Raw genomic sequence first — 19,515 nt, forward strand, 5'->3', positions numbered from 1 at the left:
CGGCGGCGGCGCCCGTGACCCCAGGGCGCCGAGCCCGCGGCCGGGGGCCGTGGTCGCCGCCGCCTAAGATGCATCCCCTGATGACTGCAACCCTCGTCGCCAAGGACCTCGCCGCCGGCCACGGCGAACGCACCCTCTTCGCCGGGCTCGACCTCGTCGTCGCCCCCGGCGACGTGATCGGCCTCGTCGGCGCCAACGGCGCCGGCAAGTCCAGCCTGCTGCGGCTGCTCGCCGGACTCGACACCCCCGAGGAGGGCGAGGTGCGGCTCTCGCCGCCCACCGCCACCGTCGGCCACCTCCCGCAGGAGCCGGAGCGCCGCGAGGGCGAGAGCGTGCGCGACTTCCTCGCCCGCCGCACCGGTGTCGCCGCCGCCCAGACCGCGATGGACGAGGCCACGCAGGGCCTCGTGGACGGCACCCCGGGCGCCGACGACGCCTACGCCGTCGCCCTGGAGCGCTGGCTGAACCTCGGCGGCGCCGACCTCGACGAGCGCGCCGAGGAGACCGTCGAGACCCTCGGCCTCACCGTCGGCCTCGACCAGCCGATGACCTCGCTCTCCGGTGGCCAGGCCGCCCGCGCCGGACTCGCCTCCCTCCTCCTCTCCCGCTACGACGTCTTCCTCCTCGACGAGCCCACGAACGACCTGGACCTCGACGGCCTGGAGCGCCTGGAAGCCTTCGTGCGCGGACTGCGCCCCGGCACCGTCGTCGTCAGCCACGACCGCGAGTTCCTCACCCGGACCGTGACCAAGGTCCTCGAACTCGACCTCGCCCAGCAGCGGATCACCCTCTACGGCGGCGGCTACGAGGCCTACCTGGAGGAGCGGGCCACCGCCCGCCGGCACGCCCGCGAGGAGTACGAGGAGTTCGCCGACAAGAAGGCCGCCCTCGAAGGGCGCGCCCTCATGCAGCGCAACTGGATGGACAAGGGCGTCCGCAACGCCCGCCGCAAGGCCACCGACAACGACAAGATCGGGCGGAAACTGCGCGGCGAGGCCAGCGAGAAGCAGGCCGCCAAGGCCCGGCAGACCCAGCGCATGATCGAACGCCTGGACGTCGTGGAGGAGCCCCGCAAGGAGTGGGAGCTGCGGATGGAGATCGCCGCCGCCCCGCGCTCCGGCTCGGTCGTGGCGACCCTCCGCGACGCCGAGGTGCGCCGCGGCGACTTCCGCTTCGGCCCCGCCACCCTCCAGATCGACTGGGCCGACCGGGTCGCCGTCACCGGCGCCAACGGCGCCGGCAAGTCCACCCTCCTCGCCGCGCTCCTCGGCCGTCTGCCGCTCGACTCGGGCGACGCCACACTCGGCTCCGGGGTCGTCGTGGGCGAGGTCGACCAGGCCCGCAAGCTGTTCCACGGTACGGAGATGCTGCTCGACGCCTTCTGCGCGGCCGTCCCCGACACCGAGCCCGCGGAGGTCCGCACGCTGCTGGCCAAGTTCGGCCTCAAGGCCGAGCACGTGCTGCGGCCCGCCACCACCCTCTCCCCGGGCGAGCGCACCCGGGCCGCGCTGGCCCTGCTCCAGGGCCGGGGCGTCAACCTGCTCGTCCTGGACGAGCCGACCAACCACCTCGACCTGCCGGCGATCGAGCAGCTGGAGTCCGCCCTCGACAGCTACACCGGCACCCTGCTCCTCGTCACCCACGACCGGCGCATGCTCGACGCGGTGCGCACCACCCGCCGCCTCGAAGTCGCCGGCGGCACGGTGACCGAACTCCGGTGACCGTCTCCTTCGGCTGGGGCCCCGTCGAGGCGAGAGCCCTCGGCTCCGGCGCCGCCTGCCTGGTCGTGGTGGACGTCCTGTCCTTCACGACCGCCGTCGGCGTCGCCGTCGAGGGCGGCGCCGCCGTGCACCCGTACCGGTGGCGGGACGCCACGGCCGCCGCGTACGCCCGGCGAGCCGGCGCCGCGCTCGCCGTCGGCCGCGCCGAGACGACCCCCGAGCACCCCTGGTCGCTCTCCCCGGCCGCCCTGCGCGCCGCCGCCCCCCTGCCGCCCCGGCTCGTCCTGCCCTCGCCGAACGGCTCCACCATCGCCGCCGAGGCCGGCGGCACGACCGTGATCGCGGCGTCCCTGCGCAACCGCACGGCCGTCGCCCGCCGGCTCGCCGAGCGCGGGTACGGCTCCGAGGACCGGCCGCTCGCCGTCATCGCCGCCGGCGAGCGGTGGCCCGACGGTTCCCTGCGCCCCGCCCTGGAGGACCTGCTCGGCGCGGGGGCGGTCCTCGCCGCCCTGCGGGCCCTCACCGGGCCCGACCCCCTGACCCCGGAGGCGACCGCGGCGGCCACGCTGTGGGACGCGACCGAGGACCCGGTCGCCGCCTTGCACGGCTGCGCATCGGGCCGTGAACTGTACGAGTACGGCTATCCGCAGGACGTGGCCGTGGCCGCCGGGATCGACACCTCGACGACCGTCCCCGTCCTCGTGGACGGCGCATTCCAGGAGGCACCATGACCGACGACTCCCTCACCCGGCTCCTCGCGATGCTGGACGATCTCGACGCCGACGTCGACGCCACCATCGACCTCGCCGACGAGGTCGCCACGAACGGCGGCCCGGGGCTCCTGCCGCGCCTGGAGGCCGAGCTCTCCCGCGCGGTCGGCGAGCGCAACGGGTACGCCCGGGAGCTGCTCGGAGGCGTCCTCGCCGGAGTCGGCGGCACGGCGGTCCTGCCGGTCCTGGTCCGCGCCTCCGCCGTCGACCTCGGCGACGACCAGGACGGCCTGGCCACCGAGATCGTCGACCTGGTCCAGGCCGACCCGACGACGGCCCGCCGCCTCCTCACGCCCCTCACGGAGGACGACGACCTCACGGTCGCCCACCGCGCGGACTGGGCGCTGCGCTTCGCGCCCTAGCCGGTGTCCGTGCGGTCGCGCCCGGCCCGCGACCGCCCCGGAGCTTCGCCTCCGAAGTGCCCCCCATGCGCACGCACGCTGTGCCCCGTGGCCCTCCGGGTGATCCCGGCGTTGTCGGGATCACCCGGGTACGCCCGGGACGCGATCCTCCCTGCGCCCCACCGGCCCGGGGTGACCCGAGGAACCGGACGCCGCTCCCTTTCGGACACGGCCGTTGCCCCAGCCCCCCGGAGAGTCCGCCTTCCGTCACAGGAGCCGGGCGATCAGGTGGAGCGCGCTCGCGTAGAGCGCCCCGGACATCACCGAGGCGACGGCGTCGAGGTGCCGCTCGCGCCGGCCGGTGTCCTCCGTCATGGATCCCCCCGAAGTCGGACTTCCTCTCGCGCCGGGCGCCGGGCAGCCGGCCCCGGACTGCCCGCCGCCCCCGCCCCCACGGATCAGCGCCGCCCCCGGCGCCCCTCGGTTCGGCCGTTCTCGTCGAGGAGCCCCGCCTTGCGTAGGGCGTCGGCCATCGCGCTGTTCGACGGCGCGGGTGCCGACGCCTGGCCGCGGTCGCGGGCCCGGTCCTGGCCGCGTTCGCCGCCGCCCCCGCCGCCACGGCGCTGCTGCGGCGGACGGCCGGTCCGGTTCGCCGCCCGGTCACCGCGCTCGCCCCGGTCCCGCTTCGGCGCGCCGCCCGCCGCGTCCGCGCCCGGTTCGTCGTCCAGGCGCAGGGTGAGGGAGATCCGCTTGCGCGGGATGTCCACGTCCAGCACCTTCACCTTCACCACGTCGCCCGGCTTCACCACCTCGCGCGGGTCCTTGACGAAGTTCTTCGACATCGCGGACACGTGCACGAGCCCGTCCTGGTGCACGCCGATGTCCACGAACGCCCCGAAGGCGGCCACGTTCGTCACGACACCCTCCAGGACCATCCCGGACGCCAGGTCGCCGATCTTCTCGACGCCCTCCTTGAAGGTGGCCGTCCGGAACGCGGGCCGCGGGTCGCGCCCCGGTTTCTCCAGCTCGCGCAGGATGTCCGTGACCGTCGGCAGACCGAAGGTCTCGTCCACGAAGTCGGCCGGCCGCAGCGAGCGCAGCGTCGCGGTGTCGCCGATCAGCGCCGCGACCTCGCCGCCCGTCCGCTTCGCCATCCGGCGCACCACCGGGTACGCCTCCGGGTGCACCGCCGACGCGTCCAGGGGGTCGTCGCCGCCCCGGATGCGCAGGAAGCCCGCGCACTGCTCGTACGCCTTCGGGCCGAGCCGGGCCACGTCCTTGAGCGCCTTGCGGGAGCGGAAGGGCCCGTGGGCGTCCCGGTGGGCGACGATGTTCTCGGCGAGGCCCGCGCTGATGCCGGAGACCCGGGAGAGGAGCGGCGCGGAGGCGGTGTTGACGTCGACCCCGACCCCGTTCACGCAGTCCTCGACCACCGCGTCCAGGGAGCGGGAGAGCTTCACCTCGGACAGGTCGTGCTGGTACTGGCCGACGCCGATCGACTTCGGGTCGATCTTCACCAGCTCGGCCAGCGGGTCCTGGAGCCGCCGGGCGATCGACACGGCGCCGCGCAGGGAGACGTCGAGGCCGGGGAGTTCCTGCGAGGCGAAGGCGGAGGCCGAGTAGACCGACGCGCCGGCCTCCGAGACCATCACCTTGGTCAGGTTCAACTCCGGGTGCTTGGCCAGGAGTTCACCGGCGAGCTTGTCGGTCTCGCGGGAGGCCGTGCCGTTGCCGATGGCGATCAGCTCGACCGCGTGCTCCTTCGCGAGCCGGGCCAGCTTCGTGAGCGCCTCGTCCCACCTGTTCGCGGGGACGTGCGGGTGGATCGTGTCGGTGGCGACGACCTTCCCGGTCGCGTCCACCACCGCCACCTTCACGCCCGTACGGTAGCCGGGGTCGAGCCCGAGGGTCGCCCGGGTCCCCGCGGGGGCGGCGAGCAGCAGGTCGCGCAGGTTGGCCGCGAAGACCCGGACCGCCTCGTCCTCGGCGGCCGTCCGCAGCCGCAGCCGCAGGTCGATGCCGAGGTGGACGAGGATGCGGGTGCGCCAGGCCCAGCGGACCGTGTCGAGGAGCCACCTGTCGCCGGGCCGGCCCCGGTCGGCGACGCCGAAGCGGGCCGCGACCGTCCCCTCGTACGAGGAGGGTCCGCCGGTCGGCTCCTCCGGCTCCAGCTCCAGGGCGAGCACGTCCTCCTTCTCGCCGCGCAGCATGGCGAGGACCCGGTGCGAGGGCAGCGCCGTGAACGGCTCGGCGAAGTCGAAGTAGTCGGCGAACTTCGCCCCCGCCTCCTCCTTGCCCTCCCGCACCTTCGCGACGAGCCGGCCACGGACCCACATCCGCTCGCGCAGCTCGCCGATGAGGTCGGCGTCCTCGGAGAACTTCTCGGTGAGGATCGCCCGCGCGCCCTCCAGGGCCGCGGCCGCGTCCGCCACGCCCTTGTCCGGGGCGACGAAGGCCGCCGCGACGGCGGCCGGCTCCACCGAGGGGTCGGCCAGCAGCCCCTCCGCGAGCGGTTCGAGACCGGCCTCGCGGGCGATCTGGGCCTTGGTGCGCCGCTTGGGCTTGAACGGCAGGTAGATGTCCTCCAGGCGCGCCTTGGTGTCGGCGCCCAGGATGCGGGCCTCCAGCTCCTCGGTGAGCTTGCCCTGCTCGCGCACCGAGTCGAGGATCGCCGTCCGCCGGTCCTCCAGTTCGCGCAGGTAACGCAGCCGCTCCTCCAGCGTGCGCAGCTGCGCGTCGTCGAGCGTCTCGGTCGCTTCCTTGCGGTAGCGCGCGATGAACGGGACGGTCGAACCGCCGTCGAGCAGCTCGACGGCCGCCCTCACCTGCCGCTCGCGTACGCCGAGCTCCTCGGCGATCCTTGCTTCGATGGACGTCGTCACGGTGTCCCGACTCGCCTTCTCGTGCCTCCTGCTTGCGTGTGCATTGTGCCGGGTCGGTCACCCGGACGCGGTAACCGACCCGTGCCGCGCGCGCCGCGCCCGGTCAGCCCTTGCCGACGAGGTCGGCCGGGAAGGCGCCCGCGGCCGCCGCCGTGAACAGGAAGCCGCGCGCCAGCTCGGTGAGCCGCTCGACACCGGCCGCGCCGAGGTGTTCGTACGGGGCGGCGTCGAGCCGGTCGGTGTGCTCCTCCAGCTCCTCGCGCAGCCGCGTACCGGCCTCGGTGAGGTCACCGCCGGCGTCCAGGAGTCCGCGTCCGCGCAACCGCTCCACGGCCGCGTCCCAGTCGGCGCGGCCCCAGCCCCGGGAGCCGAGCACCCAGCGCGGGGACATGCCCTTGCCGGTGGCGGTGTGGGAGACGAGCGCCTCCACCGGGTCGAGCCCGGCGGAGAGCAGCGCGGCGAGGTGGCCGTCGCCCCGGTGCTCGCGCAGCAGGGTCGCGGCGTGCCAGTAGGCGAGGTGCGGCGCGTCCGGCACCGGCAGGTCGGCGTGGGCGGAGTACAGCGGCCGGGCGTGCCGGGTGCAGGCCTCGGCGGCGCGCAGGGCCAGCCCGGCGGCCTCGGCCATCTCGGCGGAGGCGACGGTCTCCTCGCCGAGCAGGCGGCGCAGGGTGGCGTCGGCGGCGCGCAGCCGCGCCGCGAGGACCTCGGCGGGGGAGGCGGTCTCCCAGACGGCGGGGAGGTGCCGGGCGAGCAGCGCGTGGTTGTAGTTGTAGAAGGTGGCGGCCACCGTGCCCGCGCCGACCGCGCCGAGCGCCGCGCTGCGCGAGGCGAGCCGCATGGCGCTGGAGTCGGTGAAGCCGAGGGCGGTGAACTCGCGGTCCAGGTCGGGTGAGAAGTAGACCGTGGAGTGCAGCGGGTTGAGGGCGTTGTGGCAGCGCCGTCCGGCGCGCGGCGGCAGTTCGCTCGTCATGCCGCGCACCTTACCTACCGGTCGGTACGGACGGAACGGGGGGCCCGCCGCCCTGTACGCCCCGGCCCGGAGGAGGTCCGTCCGGCATGGCAGGAAAGGTGGGGTCGGCGTCCTTGCGGACGTACCCGCCTGGACCGAAGGATGGGGGCATGACCCGCCGCCCCGTGCTGATCGCCCTCTTCGACGACGTGCAGAGCCTCGACGTCACCGGCCCCCTGGAGGTCTTCACGGGCGCTGCGGCGGCCGCCGGCGACCCCGGCGCCTACCCGGTCACGACCGCCTCCCTCGGCGGAGGGCCGGTCCGGACCAGCAGCGGTCTGCGGCTCCTGCCCGACACCGGCCTCGACGAGGCCTTCTCCTGCGGGCCGCCCCACACCCTCCTCGTCCCCGGCGGCAACGGCACCCGCAGCCCCGACCCGGCCCTGATCGACTGGCTGCGCGTCCACGCGCCGCGCGCCGAGCGGCTGGTCTCGGTCTGCACCGGCGCCCTGCTCCTGGCCGAGGCGGGGCTCCTCGACGGCCACCGCGTCACCACCCACTGGAACGCCTGCGAGCACCTGGCCCGCCGGCACCCCGGCGTCCTGGTCGATCCGGAACCGATCTTCGTCCGGGACGGCAGGCTCGCCACCTCCGCCGGCGTCACCGCGGGCATCGACCTCGCCCTGGCCCTCGTCGAGGAGGACCTCGGCCGGGACGCCGCCCTCACCGTCGCCCGCCACCTGGTCGTCTTCCTCCGCAGGCCCGGGAACCAGGCCCAGTTCAGCGCCCAGCTGGCCGCCCAGACCGCCCGGCGGGAGCCGCTCAGGGACCTCCAGGCCTGGATCACCGAGCACCCGGAGGCGGACCTCTCCGTGGAGGCCCTCGCCGCCCGCGTCCGGCTCTCGCCCCGGCACTTCGCCCGCGCCTTCCGGGCGGAGACCGGCGCCACCCCCGGCCGGTACGTCGACCGGGTGCGGCTCGAACACGCCCGGCGCCTCCTGGAGACGACCACCCTCGGGGTGGAGGAGGTCGCCCGCGCCTCCGGCTACGGCACCTCCGAAGCCATGCGCCGCGCCTTCACCAAGGCGCTCGGCACCGCGCCGGCGGACTACCGCCGCCGTTTCCACGCCCCCGTCCGCTGACGGGCACCCCGACCCGCACCCCACCCTCCGATGTCGGCCGCAGTCACCTGAAAGGGATCCGCATGCAGATCGCCGTTCTCCTCTACCCCGGCTTCACCTCGCTCGACGCGGTCGGGCCGTACGAACTCCTCGCCCGGCTCCCCGGCGCCGAGACCGTCCTCGTGGCCCGCGAGACCGGCCCCGTCCGCAACGACCAGGGCAGCCTCGCCCTCGTCGCCGACTGGAGCCTCGCCGAGGTCCCGCACCCCGACATCGTCCTGGTCCCGGGCGGACCGGAGGCCCGGCAGGCGATGCACGACCCGGAGATCGGCGCCTGGCTCCGCTCCGCCGACGAGACCAGCACCTGGACCACCTCCGTCTGCACCGGCTCGCTCCTCCTCGGCGCCGCCGGGCTCCTGACGGGCCGCCGGGCCACCACCCACTGGCTGGCGTACGAGGAACTGCGCGCGCTCGGCGCCGAGCCCACGGGGGAGCGCGTCGTCTTCGACGGCAAGTACGTCACCGCCGCCGGGGTCTCCTCCGGCATCGACATGGCCCTGCACCTGCTCGGCCGGATCGCCGGCGACGAGACGGCCCAGACGATCCAGCTCCTCACCGAGTACGACCCCCGGCCGCCGTACGACGCGGGCTCCCCGGAGAAGGCCCCCGCCCACCTCGTCGCCCGCTGGCGCGACGCCCGCGCCGAGCAGTTCGCCCGCGACTGAGCCCCGGGCACGCTCCGCCCGGACCGCCGGCTGGCCGGTGCCCGGCCTTCCGGACGCCCGGCCCGGACCTCAGCGCCCGTAGGTGAACCGCGGTGCCCGGCGCTCCAGGAAGGCGGCGACGCCCTCGGCGGTGTCGCCGCTGCCCGCGGCCCGGTCCGTCCAGTACGCGTCCCGGTCGGTGCGGCCGTCGGCGAACTCCTTCGCCGCCGCCTGGGTCAGCAGCGACCGGGAGGCGAGCACCCGGCAGAACGCGGCCACCCGCTCGTCCAGCGCCCCGCCCGCCGGGTGGACCTCGTCCACGAGTCCGGTCCGCAGCGCCCGCTCGCTGTCGATCAGCTCGCCCGAGAAGAGGAGGTACTTGGCCGTCGACGGCCCGACGAGGGCGGTGAGCCGCCGGGTCGAGGAGGACGGGTAGACGATCCCCAGCTTGGCGGGGGTGATGCCGAACCGGGCCCCTTCCTCGGCGAAGCGCAGGTCGCAGGCGGCGGCCAGCTGGCTGCCGCCGCCCACGCAGAAGCCCCGGACGGCGGCGAGCGTCGGTTTCGGGAAGGCCGCGAGCGCCTCCTCGGCGCGGACGGCGAGGCGCTGCTGCTCGTCGCCCGGTTCGCGCAGCGTGGAGATGTCGGCGCCGGCGCAGAAGGTGTCGCCCTCCCCGGTGAGGACGAGCACCCGGACCGCCGGGTCGGCGGCGAGCCGGTCGAGGACGCCGGGCAGCGCCCGCCACATCGCGGCGGTCATCGCGTTGCGCTTGGCGGGGTGGGTGATGACGACGGTCGCGACCCCGTCCTCGACGGTGTCCCTCAGCTGCGGCTCCATGCGCCGGATGCTATCCACCGGCCCCGAACGTACGATCAGGAAGGGGTCGTTCCGAGGAGGCACCGCATGGCCAAGGACGCCCACGAGACGCACGACCGGGACCCCCACGGGTCCATGTCCCGCGAGGGGAAGCGGCTGAACCGCAGCTTCGGCTGGCTCGCCGCGTTCGGCGCCCTGCTCGTGATCGGGGGTGTCGTCGGCCTCGTCTACACCGGCCTCGCCACCCTCACCTCGATGCTGCTGTTCGGCTGGCTGCTGCTGATCGGCGGCCTCGTCGGACTGCTCCAGGCCGTCCAGTCCCGGGGCGGCGGCTACTTCTGGCTCGCGGTCGTGGTGGCCGCGCTGAACATCGCGGCCGGACTCGTCGTCATCCGCCACCCGGAGGGCTCGGCGGAGGCGCTGACGATGTTCGCCGCCCTGCTGTTCCTCACCGGCGGGGTGTTCCGGCTCGTCGGCAGTGTGGTGGTGCGCGGCCCGCAGTTCGGCTGGACCCTGCTCCAGGGCGCCTTCGGGCTGCTCCTCGGCCTGCTCGTCCTCTTCGACTGGCCGTCCAGCAGCCGGTACGTCCTCGGGACCTTCTTCTCCCTGGCGCTCCTCTTCGACGGGCTCGGGCTGATCGCCATCGGCGTGGGCGGCCGGCGGATCGTCGGTATGGTGACGCCCGGCACCCCGGCGGACCGGCCGACAAAGCCCTCAGAAGACGTGCAGAACCGGTCGAACAACTGACATCGGCATACTCGGTCGATCGGAAGGTGGTCGATAAGTGTCGACTTCTGGTCAGTAGGCCGGGCCGGCCGCTCCGATTGCCAAGACTCGATCCGTGGCGAGAATCGAGCACGAGGCTGGGAACCGGACCATGGAGACCCCTGGAGGTGTCCCCGCCCGGCCGCCGTCCTACGAAGGAGTCTGGCGCTTCACCGCTCCCGCGGTCGACGTCTCCGTCCCCCAGGCCCGGCACGCCGTACGGGACCTGCTGGTGCGCCAGGGAGTCCCCGTCCATCCCGACATCCTGCACGGCCTGCTGGTGATCGTCTCCGAACTGGTCACCAACGCCGTCCGGCACGCGGCTCTGCTCTCCCCGGAGATAGCGGTGGAGGTGGCGATCGGCCCCGAGTGGCTCCGGGTCTCGGTCGAGGACAACCACCCCTACCGGCCCAAGGCCCTGGAGGCGGACTACGGCCAGACCGGCGGACGCGGCCTGCTCCTCGTCCGGGAGATCGCGCTGGAGTCGGGCGGCACCTGCGACGTCGAGCACACCGCGACGGGCGGCAAGATCATCTGGGCGGCGCTGCCGCTGTCCCCGGCCGTGGCCCCGCCCGGGGCCACGCCGGAGACACGGATCACCAGCCCCCGGCCGGACCCGTCAGCTCCCTGACGGCCGGGCGCGCCGCGTCCAGGACCGTCATGAACCAGGCGGAGAACGGCGCCGTCGCGTGCCGTTCGGCCAGTTCCCCGGCGGTCACGAAGGCGGTCTCCTCGATCTCCTCCGGGTCCGGGCGCGGCGCCGCCTGCACCATCCCGACGAAGAGGTGGTTGTACTCCTGCTCCACCAGGCCGGAGGCCGGGTCCGGATGGTTGTAGCGGACCGTGCCCGCCTCCGCGAGGAGCGTCGGCGAGACGCCGAGCTCCTCGAAGGTGCGCCGCGCCGCCGCCGCGAACGGGGCCTCGCCCGGGTAGGGGTGGCCGCAGCAGGTGTTCGACCAGACACCGGGGGAGTGGTACTTGCCGAGGGCGCGGCGCTGGAGCAGCAGCCGCCCCGCCTCGTCGAAGAGGAAGACCGAGAAGGCGCGGTGGAGCTGCCCCGGCGCCTGGTGCGCGGCCAGCTTCTCCGCCGTACCGATGGTCCTCCCGTCCTCGTCGACCAGTTCGAGCATGATCGGCGCCGGGTCTCCCGACGGCTGGACACCGTTCGACGGGATCTCCGGCGAGATCTGTGCCGCGGTGGCTGGTGTGGTCGGCATACCCATCCTTCGCTTCGGTCCTCGGCCCGCTCGGGCCACCTCAGTCTGCCGTACAAAACCGGCTTGTCCGTACTTCGGCGGCCGGGCGTCGCCGCTCCCACCGCACCGGAGTACAACGGCGCGGCGGGAGCGGCGGTCACACCGGGACGGTCAGACGCCGAAAGCCGCCGGGTAGACGAGGTCGCCCCCGGGGACGGGTTCCGAGGCGTCCAGGACCAGCGCCATCATCGCCTCGTCCGGCACCTCGAAACCCGGCCGGATCCCGTACGCCGACGCCCTCACGAAGCCGAACCGGGGGTAGTACTCCGGATGGCCGAGGACCAGCACCAGCCGTTCGCCGGCCGACCGGGCCGCGTCCAGCACCGCCCGTACGACGGCCTGGCCGGCCCCCGACCGCTGGTGCGCCGGAGCCACCGAGACCGGCGCGAGGGCCGCGGCGGGCCGCCCGCCCACCCGGCACCGGGTGAGCAGCGCGTGGGCCGCCACCGTGCCGTCGGGCGCCTGTGCCACGTACGACAGGCCGGGCAGCCAGGCGCCGGGGTCGGCGCGCAGGGCGTCGACCAGGTCGGCCTCCGCCGCACGCCCGAAGGCGGCGGTCACCACCGCGCGCACCGCCGCCCGGTCGCCCGGCCGCTCGGGGCGGACGGTCCAGCGCGGGTCCGCCGGACGCAGGGCGAAACCGGCGTAGCCGTACTCGCCGCCGTGTTCGCGGCGCAGGGTGATCTCCGCCCGCGCGCCGGACACCGCGGCGTCCATGCCCGGCAGCGTGGTGTCCGCCGCGTCGGCGTGCGCGGCGAGCGGGCCGTAGTACTCCTCCCAGTCGGTCTCCGGCTGGAGGAAGGTCCCGAGGACGTGGTAGCCGGCCGCGACCGCCGCCGCGGCGTTCGCGGTGACGGTACGGAGCGGATAACGCGGATCCCAGAAGGCGCGGGCCGCGGGGCCCGGCTCCCCGCTGGTCCACACGCACTCGGTCAGCACCAGGGAACCGCCGGGGGCGAGCAGCCGCCGCCACGCGGCGAGCGCCCGGTCGAAGCCGACGACGAAGACGGAGCTCTCGGCCCACACCAGGTCGAAGGAACCGTCGGGGAAGGGCGGCGCGGCCATGTCGGCGCGCACCGGCCGGATCCGGCCGCCGAGACCGCGCGCGGCGGCGGCCGCCCGCAGTTCGTCCAGGAACGGCTGATGGATGTCGACCGCCGTCACCTCGGCGTTCGCCTCGGCGGCCAGGAGCAGCGCGGAACGGCCGGGACCGCAGCCCAGGTCGAGCACGCGCGGACGCTCCGGAAGCGTCCCGACGAGCGAGAGGAGCCTGCGGGTGGTGGCGTCGGAGCCGGGACCCTGCCGCGGCAGTCCGTGGTGCAGGGCGAAGAACGCCTCGTGCGAGGCGGACGGGTCGTGCGGGGAGGAAGCGTTGTCGGACAACGTGGAAACCCTCTGTGAGAAGGGCCCCGGCCGACGACGTGACGTACCGGTGGAAGGACCGGAATCAGGCCGACCGGAGGCCCGGAAGCTGGAAGCGGGACCGGGCACGGCCGCGCGGGGCGGCCTCCGTCGCGACGGTCATCACCCTCAGCTCCTCTCCCACACGTGTCTGTCCGGGGAGCCTAACAGTCAGAGGCAGAGCTTCGCCTCGTGCGCGGCGTGCCCGGCCGGCTCCAGCTGGAAGGTGCAGTGCTCCACGTCGAAGTGGGAGCCCAGGCAGCCCTGGAGGTCGTGGAGCATCTTCTCGTGCCCCACGGAGTCCAGCGCGCCCTGGTCCACCACCACGTGCGCGGAGAGGACCGGCATCCCGGAGGTGATCGTCCAGGCGTGCAGGTCGTGCACGTCGTCCACCCCCGGCAGGGCCAGGATGTGAGCCCGTACCTCGGCCATGTCGACCCCCTTGGGCGCCGCCTCCAGGAGGACGTCGAGCGTCTCGCGCAGCAGCTTCACCGTGCGCGGCACGATCATCAGGCCGATCACGAGCGAGGCGATGGGGTCCGCGTACTGCCAGCCGGTCAGCAGGATGATCCCGGACGCGACGATCACGGTCACCGAACCCAGCGCGTCCGCCAGCACCTCCAGGTACGCGCCGCGCACGTTGAGGCTCTCCTTCTGCCCCCGCATCAGCAGGGACAGCGAGATCACGTTGGCGACCAGGCCGACCGTCGCGAAGGCGATGGCGAGCCCGCCCCTGGTCCCGGCCGGCTCCATGAACCGCTGCACCGCCTCGTACAGGACGTAACCGCCCACGCCGAGCAGCAGCAGACAGTTCGCGAGGGCCGCCAGTATCTCGGCCCGCGCGAAGCCGTAGGTGCGGTTGCCGGACGGCGGCCGGTTGGCGAAGTGGATGGCGAGCAGCGCCATCCCGAGGCCGACCGCGTCGGTCGCCATGTGCGCGGCGTCCGCGATCAGCGCGAGCGAGTCCGCGACCACACCGCCGATGATCTCGATCACCATCACGGAGAGCGTGATGCCGAGGGCGATCCGCAGCCGGCTGCGGTACGCGGCCCCTGCGGTCCCCGTCGGCGGCGGTCCCCCGTGGCCGTGCCCGTGGTCGTGTCCAGCCCCCATGCCCATGGCCTCCCGGTCGAGTCGTACTCCTGTGCCCCGAGACGCCAGTGAACTACGGGTGGGGGGTATGTGCAACACGGTACTGAACACCGTTGTCATTGGCTCTGACCTGCGGTGATGTCCGCCCTGGTCATGAACCGCGCGGCAGGCGCGCGGACGGACGGAACCTCCGGTGCACCGCTCCCGCGGACCGTCCGGGAGGCCGGCCCCCCGGGGTCGGTGAGCGGACCGCCGGTCACTCCTGACGATCACCGCCACGGGCGGCGCGGCCGGGCGGACACCACGGGGCCCGGGGGAGTCCGCCCCGCGAAGCCTCGGTGAACTCCCCCTCCGTTCATCCGATAGCCTCAGCCGACGTGCCGCCGCCCGGTGCCGGGCCCGCACCGCCGTGCCCGGGGCAGCCAAGGCCCCGCCGGCCCCTCCGTCAGCTCCAAGGAGTGAGTTCGTCTGTCGACCGCCATCCTCACCGGCCCGCCGGCACCCGGATCCTCGCTCGACGACGATCTGCGGTCGCTCGGCTTCGACGTCCGGGTCGCCTCCGGCCCCGAGGAGACCGGCGCCCTCCTGGCCGCCGTCCCGGCCGCCGAACGCGTCGCGCTCGTCGACCCCCGCTTCGTCGGACACCTGCACGCCCTGCGCCTCGCGCTCACCGACCCCCGGTTCCCGGCCGCCGCCGCACCCGGCGCCGTCACCGCCCAGCGCGAGGCCCGGCCCGCGCTGGCCCGCGCGCTGGCCGCCGCCACCGGCGACGACCTGACCGGCGCCCTGGCCGACGCCCTCGACGCCGGCGGCGTCCCCGTCCACCGGCCCCAGCTCGGCACCCTCGTCGCCACCGTGCCCACCGACGCCGCCGCCCGCCACGAGGCCCGCGCCGCCGTCGCCGCCGTCGACGACGAGGCCGTCCGCCTCCGCTCCGCCGTCAAGGCGCACGACGGCTTCTTCACCACCTTCTTCATCAGCCCGTACTCGCGGTACATCGCCCGCTGGTGCGCGCGCCGGGGGCTCACCCCCAACCAGGTCACCACCGCCTCGCTGCTCACCGCCCTCGTCGCGGCCGGCTGCGCGGCCACCGGCACCCGCGGCGGCTACGTCGCGGCGGGCGTCCTCCTCCTCGTCTCCTTCGTCCTCGACTGCACCGACGGGCAGCTCGCCCGTTACGCGCTCCAGTACTCGACGATGGGCGCCTGGCTCGACGCCACCTTCGACCGCGCCAAGGAGTACGCCTTCTACGCGGGCCTCGCCCTCGGCGCCGCCCGCGACGGCGACGACGTGTGGGCCCTCGCCCTCGGCGCCATGGTCCTCATGACCTGCCGGCACGTCGTCGACTTCTCCTTCAACGAGGCCAACGCCGCGACCACCGGTGCCGCCGCCAAGACCAGCCTGGCCCTCTCCAGCAGGCTCGACGGCGTCGGGTGGACCGTCTGGGCCCGCCGCATGATCATCCTGCCGATCGGTGAGCGCTGGGCGATGATCGCCGTCCTCACCGCCCTCACCAGCCCCCGCGTCGTCTTCTGGGCCCTGATCGCCGGCTGCGCCTTCGGTGCCTGCTACACCACCGCCGGCCGCCTGCTGCGCTCGCTGTCCCGCAGGGGTGCCGGGCGGCCCGACCGGGCGGCCCGGGCGCTCGCCGACCTCGCGGACTCCGGCCCGCTCGCCGAACTCGTCGCGAAGGCCGGCCGCCGCCTCCCGGCGCCCGCCCCCCTCGTCGCCCTCCTCGGCGCCGCCCTGATGATCACGGGCGCACTGCTGCTGCCCTTCGGCGACCCCCGCCTGATCGCCGTCGCCGCCGGCTACGCGGCCCTCGCCGGCCTCGCCGTCGCGCGCCCCCTCAAGGGCGCCCTCGACTGGCTGGTCCCCCCCTTCTTCCGCGCCGCCGAGTACACCACCGTCCTCGTCCTCGCCGCCCGCTCCGACGCCCCGCAGGCCCTCCCCGCCGCGTTCGGGCTGGTCGCGGCGGTCGCCTACCATCACTACGACACGGTGTACCGCATCCGCGGCGGCACCGGCGCGCCGCCCTCCTGGCTGGTGCGCGTCACCGGCGGACACGAGGGGCGCACGCTCCTGGTGGCCGTCCTCGCCGCCCTGCTCGCGGACCGCGGCGACGACTTCACCCTGGCAGTGACCGCCCTCGCGGGCGCCGTCGCGCTCGTGGTGCTCGTGGAGTCCATCCGCTTCTGGGTCTCCTCCGGAGCACCCGCCGTTCACGACGAAGGAGAAACAGCATGATCGGCCTCGTACTGGCAGCCGGTGCCGGACGGCGTCTGCGCCCCTACACCGACACCCTTCCGAAGGCCCTCGTGCCTGTCGACGGTGACACCACCGTCCTCGACCTCACCCTGAAGAACTTCGCGGAGATCGGTCTCACCGAGGCCGCGATCGTCGTCGGCTACCGCAAGGAGGCCGTCTACGAGCGCAAGGAGGCGCTGGAGGCGAAGTACGGCCTGAAGCTCACCCTCGTCGACAACGACAAGGCCGAGGAGTGGAACAACGCCTACTCCCTGTGGTGCGCCCGTGAGGTCCTGAAGCGCGGTGTGATCCTCGCCAACGGCGACACCGTCCACCCCGTCTCCGTCGAGAAGACCCTGCTCGCCGCGCGCGGCAACGGCCAGAAGATCATCCTCGCCCTCGACACGGTCAAGAGCCTGGCCGACGAGGAGATGAAGGTCGTCACCGCCGAGGGCCAGGGCGTCCGGAAGATCACCAAGCTGATGGACCCGGCCGACGCCACCGGCGAGTACATCGGCGTCACCCTGATCGAGCCCGAGGCGGCCGAGGAGCTCGCCGACGCCCTCAAGGCCACCTTCGAGCGCGACCCCGACCTCTACTACGAGGACGGCTACCAGGAGCTCGTCAACCGCGGCTTCACCGTCGACGTGGCCCCCATCGGCGACGTCAAGTGGGTCGAGATCGACAACCACGACGACCTCGCGAAGGGCCGTGAGATCGCGTGCCAGTACTGACCCGGCTGATCCCCTCGCCGGTCGTCGTCGACATCCGCGGCGGAGCGCTGGACGACCTGTCCGCGCTCCTCGCGGACCAGCGGATCTCCAGCAACGGCAAGATCGCCGTCGCCATCAGCGGGGGCTCCGGCCTCAAGCTGCGGGACCGCTTCGCCGCCGAGCTGCCGGGTGCCGACTGGTACCCGGTGGCGGGGGGCACCATCGACGAGGCCGTGAAACTCGCCGACGCCATGCGCGGCAAGCGGTACGACGCGGTGGTGGCCCTCGGCGGCGGCAAGATCATCGACGTGACCAAGTACGCGGCGGCCCGGGTCGGTCTGCCGCTGGTGGCCATCGCCACCAACCTGTCGCACGACGGCATCTGCTCGCCGATCTCCACCCTCGACAACGACAACGGCCGCGGTTCCTACGGCGTCCCCACCCCGATCGCCCTGGTCATCGACCTGGACGTGATCCGGGACGCCCCCGTGCGCTACGTCCGCTCCGGCATCGGGGACGCGATCTCCAACCTCTCCGCCATCGCCGACTGGGAGCTCTCCCACCGCGAGACCGGAGAGAAGGTCGACGGCCTGGCCGCCGCCATGGCCCGCAGCGCGGGCGAGGCGGTGCTGCGCCACCCCGGCGGCGTCGGCGACGACGACTTCCTCGTCACCCTCTCCGAGGGCCTGGTGATGTCCGGCATCGCCATGTCGATCAGCGGTGACAGCCGCCCCTCCTCGGGCGCCTGCCACGAGATCAGCCACGCCTTCGACCTGCTCTACCCGGCCCGCGCCGCCAGCCACGGCGAACAGTGCGGCCTCGGCGCGGCCTTCGCCATGCACCTGCGCGGCGCCCGCGACGAGTCCGCGCTGATGGTCGAGACGCTGCGCCGGCACGGCCTCCCGGTGCTCCCGGAGGAGATGGGCTTCACCGTGGACGAGTTCGTACGGGCGGTCTCCTTCGCCCCGCAGACCCGACCCGGCCGCTTCACCATCCTGGAACACCTCGACCTGTCCGACGACGAGATCAGGGACGCGTACGCCGACTATGCCCAAGCCATCGGTAGCTGAGCTCCGCCCGGTCGTCCACCCGCCGGGTGTGAAGGACCGGCGGAGCGGCGAGCACTGGGGCGGCCGCCTGTACATGCGGGAGATCTCGCTGCGGATCACCCGCCACCTGGTGACGACCCGGGTCACGCCCAACCAGCTGACCTACCTGATGACGGTGTGCGGCGTCCTCGCCGCCCCCGCCCTCCTGGTGCCCGGCATCCCGGGAGCCGTGCTCGGTGTGGTGATGGTCCAGCTCTACCTGCTGCTCGACTGCGTCGACGGCGAGGTGGCCCGCTGGAAGAAGCAGTACTCGCTCGGCGGGGTCTACCTGGACCGCGTCGGCGCCTACCTCTGCGACGCGGCGGTGCTCGCCGGCTTCGGCCTGCGCGCCGCGGACCTGTGGGGTCCGGGCCGGATCGACTGGCTGTGGGCCTTCCTCGGCACCCTCGCCGCCCTCGGCGCCATCCTGATCAAGGCCGAGACCGACCTGGTCGGCGTCGCCCGCCACCAGGGCGGCCTGCCGCCGGTGCAGGAGTCGGCGGCCGAGCCCCGCTCGTCCGGCATGGCGCTGGCCCGCCGGGCCGCCGCCGCCCTCAAGTTCCACCGGCTGATCCTGGGGATCGAGGCCTCCCTCCTGATCCTGGTCCTCGCGATCGGGGACCAGATCCGGGGCGACCTCTTCCTCTCCCGGCTCGGCGTCGCCGTCCTCGCCGGCATCGCCCTCCTCCAGACCGTGCTGCACCTGGTGTCGATCCTGGTGTCCAGCAGGCTCAGGTGAGGACCGCCGTGGGCACCCCGCTGAAGGTGGGCGCGGTCGTCATCACCATGGGCGACCGCCCCGACGACCTGCGCGCGCTGCTCGACTCGATCGCCGCGCAGGACGGCGACCCCGTCGAGGTCGTCGTGGTCGGCCAGGGCGCCCCGGTCACCGGGGTGCCCGACGGGGTGCGCACGGTCGAGCTGCCGGAGAACGTGGGCATCCCCGCCGGCCGGAACGTGGGCATCGAGGCCTTCGGACCGGGCGGCGGGGACGTGGACGTCCTGCTGTTCCTCGACGACGACGGGCTCCTCGCCCACCGGGACACCGCGGAGCTGGTCCGCCAGGCCTTCACCGCGGACCCGTGCCTGGGCATCATCAGCTTCCGGATCGCCGATCCGGACACCGGCGCCACCCAGCGCCGGCACGTGCCGCGCCTGCGTGCCTCCGACCCGATGCGCTCCTCGCGGGTGACCACCTTCCTCGGCGGCGCCAACGCCGTCCGCACCGAGGTCTTCGCCGAAGTCGGCACGCTCCCCGGCGAGTTCTTCTACGCGCACGAGGAGACCGACCTCGCCTGGCGCGCGCTCGACGCCGACTGGATGATCGACTACCGTTCCGACATGGTGCTGCTGCACCCCACCACCGCACCCTCCCGCCACGCGACGTACCACTTCAACGTGGCCCGCAACCGAGTGTGGCTGGCACGTCGCAACCTGCCCGCGCCCCTGGTGCCGGTCTATCTCGGCGTCTGGCTCCTGCTCACCCTGGCCCGGCGGCCCTCGCCCTCCGCGCTGAAGGCGTGGGCCGGCGGATTCCGCGCCGGGTGGGCGGCTCCCTGCGGTCCGCGACGCCCGATGAGATGGCGTACGGTGTGGCGGCTGACCCGGCTGGGTCGCCCCCCGGTCGTCTGACATCGTGGTACCCGACG

The 19,515-nt window shown here is 74.2% G+C and carries 18 protein-coding genes; 12 read left to right on the forward strand and 6 right to left on the reverse strand.

Annotation, left to right across the window (positions count from 1 at the left end; genetic code table 11):
* Nucleotides 1–80: 80 nt before the first annotated feature.
* Genes ACFY60_RS24385 through ACFY60_RS24395 form a run of 3 tightly spaced genes read left to right on the forward strand, consistent with a single transcriptional unit; the run spans nucleotide 81 to nucleotide 2,853 of the window.
* A complete protein-coding gene (locus tag ACFY60_RS24385; protein WP_388616989.1) occupies nucleotides 81–1,721 on the forward strand; it encodes an ABC-F family ATP-binding cassette domain-containing protein in 1,641 nt (546 codons plus the stop codon).
* Nucleotides 1,718–2,452, forward strand: a complete 735-nt coding sequence (locus tag ACFY60_RS24390) for a 2-phosphosulfolactate phosphatase (RefSeq protein WP_388616991.1) — start codon at nucleotides 1,718–1,720, stop codon at nucleotides 2,450–2,452. The genes ACFY60_RS24385 and ACFY60_RS24390 overlap by 4 nt, the downstream gene beginning before the upstream one ends.
* A complete protein-coding gene (locus tag ACFY60_RS24395; RefSeq protein WP_388616994.1) occupies nucleotides 2,449–2,853 on the forward strand; it encodes a hypothetical protein in 405 nt (134 codons plus the stop codon). The genes ACFY60_RS24390 and ACFY60_RS24395 overlap by 4 nt, the downstream gene beginning before the upstream one ends.
* A 437-nt stretch (nucleotides 2,854–3,290) precedes the next feature.
* Here ACFY60_RS24395 and ACFY60_RS24400 read toward each other — a convergent pair whose 3' ends face one another.
* Both ACFY60_RS24400 and ACFY60_RS24405 read right to left on the reverse strand, forming a co-directional pair.
* On the reverse strand, nucleotides 3,291–5,714 hold the full coding sequence (locus ACFY60_RS24400) for a Tex family protein (RefSeq protein WP_388616996.1): 2,424 nt from the start codon (nucleotides 5,712–5,714) through the stop codon (nucleotides 3,291–3,293).
* 103 nt (nucleotides 5,715–5,817) lie between these two features.
* On the reverse strand, nucleotides 5,818–6,684 hold the full coding sequence (locus tag ACFY60_RS24405; RefSeq protein ID WP_388616999.1) for a hypothetical protein: 867 nt from the start codon (nucleotides 6,682–6,684) through the stop codon (nucleotides 5,818–5,820).
* A gap of 149 nt (nucleotides 6,685–6,833) precedes the next feature.
* Here ACFY60_RS24405 and ACFY60_RS24410 point away from each other — a divergent pair, with 149 nt between their 5' ends.
* Together ACFY60_RS24410 and ACFY60_RS24415 are read left to right on the forward strand one after the other, a co-directional pair.
* The gene (locus ACFY60_RS24410) at nucleotides 6,834–7,805 is read left to right on the forward strand and encodes a GlxA family transcriptional regulator (protein ID WP_388617002.1); all 972 of its coding nucleotides are present in this window, start codon (nucleotides 6,834–6,836) and stop codon (nucleotides 7,803–7,805) included.
* A 62-nt stretch (nucleotides 7,806–7,867) separates the two neighbouring features.
* Complete coding sequence (locus ACFY60_RS24415) at nucleotides 7,868–8,509, forward strand: DJ-1/PfpI family protein (RefSeq protein ID WP_388617005.1); 642 nt, start codon at nucleotides 7,868–7,870, stop codon at nucleotides 8,507–8,509.
* A 69-nt stretch (nucleotides 8,510–8,578) separates the two neighbouring features.
* Here ACFY60_RS24415 and ACFY60_RS24420 read toward each other — a convergent pair whose 3' ends face one another.
* Entirely contained in the window at nucleotides 8,579–9,325 is a 747-nt protein-coding gene (locus ACFY60_RS24420) for an enoyl-CoA hydratase/isomerase family protein (RefSeq protein WP_388617009.1), read from the reverse strand.
* Between the two features lie 66 nt (nucleotides 9,326–9,391).
* On the opposite strand from ACFY60_RS24420, the gene ACFY60_RS24425 reads away from it, so the two are divergent.
* Nucleotides 9,392–10,051: an HdeD family acid-resistance protein gene (locus tag ACFY60_RS24425; protein ID WP_388617012.1), complete on the forward strand. Its 660-nt coding sequence runs from the start codon at nucleotides 9,392–9,394 to the stop codon at nucleotides 10,049–10,051.
* A gap of 130 nt (nucleotides 10,052–10,181) precedes the next feature.
* Nucleotides 10,182–10,700, forward strand: coding sequence for an ATP-binding protein (locus ACFY60_RS24430; RefSeq protein WP_388617015.1), 519 nt, complete (start codon nucleotides 10,182–10,184; stop codon nucleotides 10,698–10,700).
* Here the strand turns inward: ACFY60_RS24430 and idi are convergent.
* The 3 genes from idi to ACFY60_RS24445 all read right to left on the reverse strand — a co-directional run bounded on the left by idi (nucleotide 10,666) and on the right by ACFY60_RS24445 (nucleotide 13,839).
* Nucleotides 10,666–11,286, reverse strand: a complete 621-nt coding sequence (gene idi, locus ACFY60_RS24435) for an isopentenyl-diphosphate Delta-isomerase (protein ID WP_309050353.1) — start codon at nucleotides 11,284–11,286, stop codon at nucleotides 10,666–10,668. The genes ACFY60_RS24430 and idi overlap by 35 nt on opposite strands.
* Before the next feature lie 150 nt (nucleotides 11,287–11,436).
* Nucleotides 11,437–12,708, reverse strand: coding sequence for a GNAT family N-acetyltransferase (locus tag ACFY60_RS24440; protein WP_388617018.1), 1,272 nt, complete (start codon nucleotides 12,706–12,708; stop codon nucleotides 11,437–11,439).
* Between the two features lie 189 nt (nucleotides 12,709–12,897).
* Nucleotides 12,898–13,839 carry a cation diffusion facilitator family transporter gene (locus ACFY60_RS24445; RefSeq protein ID WP_388617021.1) on the reverse strand — a complete coding sequence of 314 codons (942 nt, stop codon included), beginning with the start codon at nucleotides 13,837–13,839 and terminating at the stop codon, nucleotides 12,898–12,900.
* 447 nt (nucleotides 13,840–14,286) lie between these two features.
* Between ACFY60_RS24445 and ACFY60_RS24450 the strand changes: the two genes are divergently transcribed.
* Genes ACFY60_RS24450 through ACFY60_RS24470 form a run of 5 tightly spaced genes read left to right on the forward strand, consistent with a single transcriptional unit; the run spans nucleotide 14,287 to nucleotide 19,498 of the window.
* Nucleotides 14,287–16,065 carry a DUF5941 domain-containing protein gene (locus ACFY60_RS24450; RefSeq protein ID WP_388617173.1) on the forward strand — a complete coding sequence of 593 codons (1,779 nt, stop codon included), beginning with the start codon at nucleotides 14,287–14,289 and terminating at the stop codon, nucleotides 16,063–16,065.
* Nucleotides 16,062–16,799, forward strand: coding sequence for a sugar phosphate nucleotidyltransferase (locus ACFY60_RS24455; RefSeq protein ID WP_388617024.1), 738 nt, complete (start codon nucleotides 16,062–16,064; stop codon nucleotides 16,797–16,799). The genes ACFY60_RS24450 and ACFY60_RS24455 overlap by 4 nt, the downstream gene beginning before the upstream one ends.
* Nucleotides 16,787–17,848, forward strand: coding sequence for an iron-containing alcohol dehydrogenase family protein (locus tag ACFY60_RS24460; RefSeq protein WP_388617027.1), 1,062 nt, complete (start codon nucleotides 16,787–16,789; stop codon nucleotides 17,846–17,848). The genes ACFY60_RS24455 and ACFY60_RS24460 overlap by 13 nt, the downstream gene beginning before the upstream one ends.
* Complete coding sequence (locus ACFY60_RS24465; RefSeq protein ID WP_345283866.1) at nucleotides 17,826–18,605, forward strand: CDP-alcohol phosphatidyltransferase family protein; 780 nt, start codon at nucleotides 17,826–17,828, stop codon at nucleotides 18,603–18,605. Before ACFY60_RS24460 ends, ACFY60_RS24465 begins: the two co-directional genes overlap by 23 nt.
* Before the next feature lie 47 nt (nucleotides 18,606–18,652).
* The gene (locus tag ACFY60_RS24470) at nucleotides 18,653–19,498 is read left to right on the forward strand and encodes a glycosyltransferase family 2 protein (RefSeq protein WP_388617176.1); all 846 of its coding nucleotides are present in this window, start codon (nucleotides 18,653–18,655) and stop codon (nucleotides 19,496–19,498) included.
* Nucleotides 19,499–19,515 lie beyond the last annotated feature (17 nt).

Origin of the sequence: Streptomyces sp. NPDC012827, assembly GCF_042900905.1 — a bacterium.
GTDB lineage: Bacteria > Actinomycetota > Actinomycetes > Streptomycetales > Streptomycetaceae > Streptomyces > Streptomyces gulbargensis.

Excerpts from the sequence above, each read along its gene's own strand:
- ACFY60_RS24385 (WP_388616989.1), top strand. The coding sequence starts at position 81 with ATGACTGCAACCCTCGTCGCCAAGGACCTCGCCGCCGGCCACGGCGAA.
- ACFY60_RS24395 (WP_388616994.1), top strand. The coding sequence starts at position 2,449 with ATGACCGACGACTCCCTCACCCGGCTCCTCGCGATGCTGGACGATCTC.
- ACFY60_RS24405 (WP_388616999.1), bottom strand. The coding sequence starts at position 6,684 with ATGACGAGCGAACTGCCGCCGCGCGCCGGACGGCGCTGCCACAACGCC.
- ACFY60_RS24410 (WP_388617002.1), top strand. The coding sequence starts at position 6,834 with ATGACCCGCCGCCCCGTGCTGATCGCCCTCTTCGACGACGTGCAGAGC.
- ACFY60_RS24415 (WP_388617005.1), top strand. The coding sequence starts at position 7,868 with ATGCAGATCGCCGTTCTCCTCTACCCCGGCTTCACCTCGCTCGACGCG.
- ACFY60_RS24420 (WP_388617009.1), bottom strand. The coding sequence starts at position 9,325 with ATGGAGCCGCAGCTGAGGGACACCGTCGAGGACGGGGTCGCGACCGTC.
- ACFY60_RS24425 (WP_388617012.1), top strand. The coding sequence starts at position 9,392 with ATGGCCAAGGACGCCCACGAGACGCACGACCGGGACCCCCACGGGTCC.
- ACFY60_RS24430 (WP_388617015.1), top strand. The coding sequence starts at position 10,182 with ATGGAGACCCCTGGAGGTGTCCCCGCCCGGCCGCCGTCCTACGAAGGA.
- idi (WP_309050353.1), bottom strand. The coding sequence starts at position 11,286 with ATGCCGACCACACCAGCCACCGCGGCACAGATCTCGCCGGAGATCCCG.
- ACFY60_RS24445 (WP_388617021.1), bottom strand. The coding sequence starts at position 13,839 with ATGGGGGCTGGACACGACCACGGGCACGGCCACGGGGGACCGCCGCCG.
- ACFY60_RS24455 (WP_388617024.1), top strand. The coding sequence starts at position 16,062 with ATGATCGGCCTCGTACTGGCAGCCGGTGCCGGACGGCGTCTGCGCCCC.
- ACFY60_RS24465 (WP_345283866.1), top strand. The coding sequence starts at position 17,826 with ATGCCCAAGCCATCGGTAGCTGAGCTCCGCCCGGTCGTCCACCCGCCG.
- ACFY60_RS24470 (WP_388617176.1), top strand. The coding sequence starts at position 18,653 with ATGGGCGACCGCCCCGACGACCTGCGCGCGCTGCTCGACTCGATCGCC.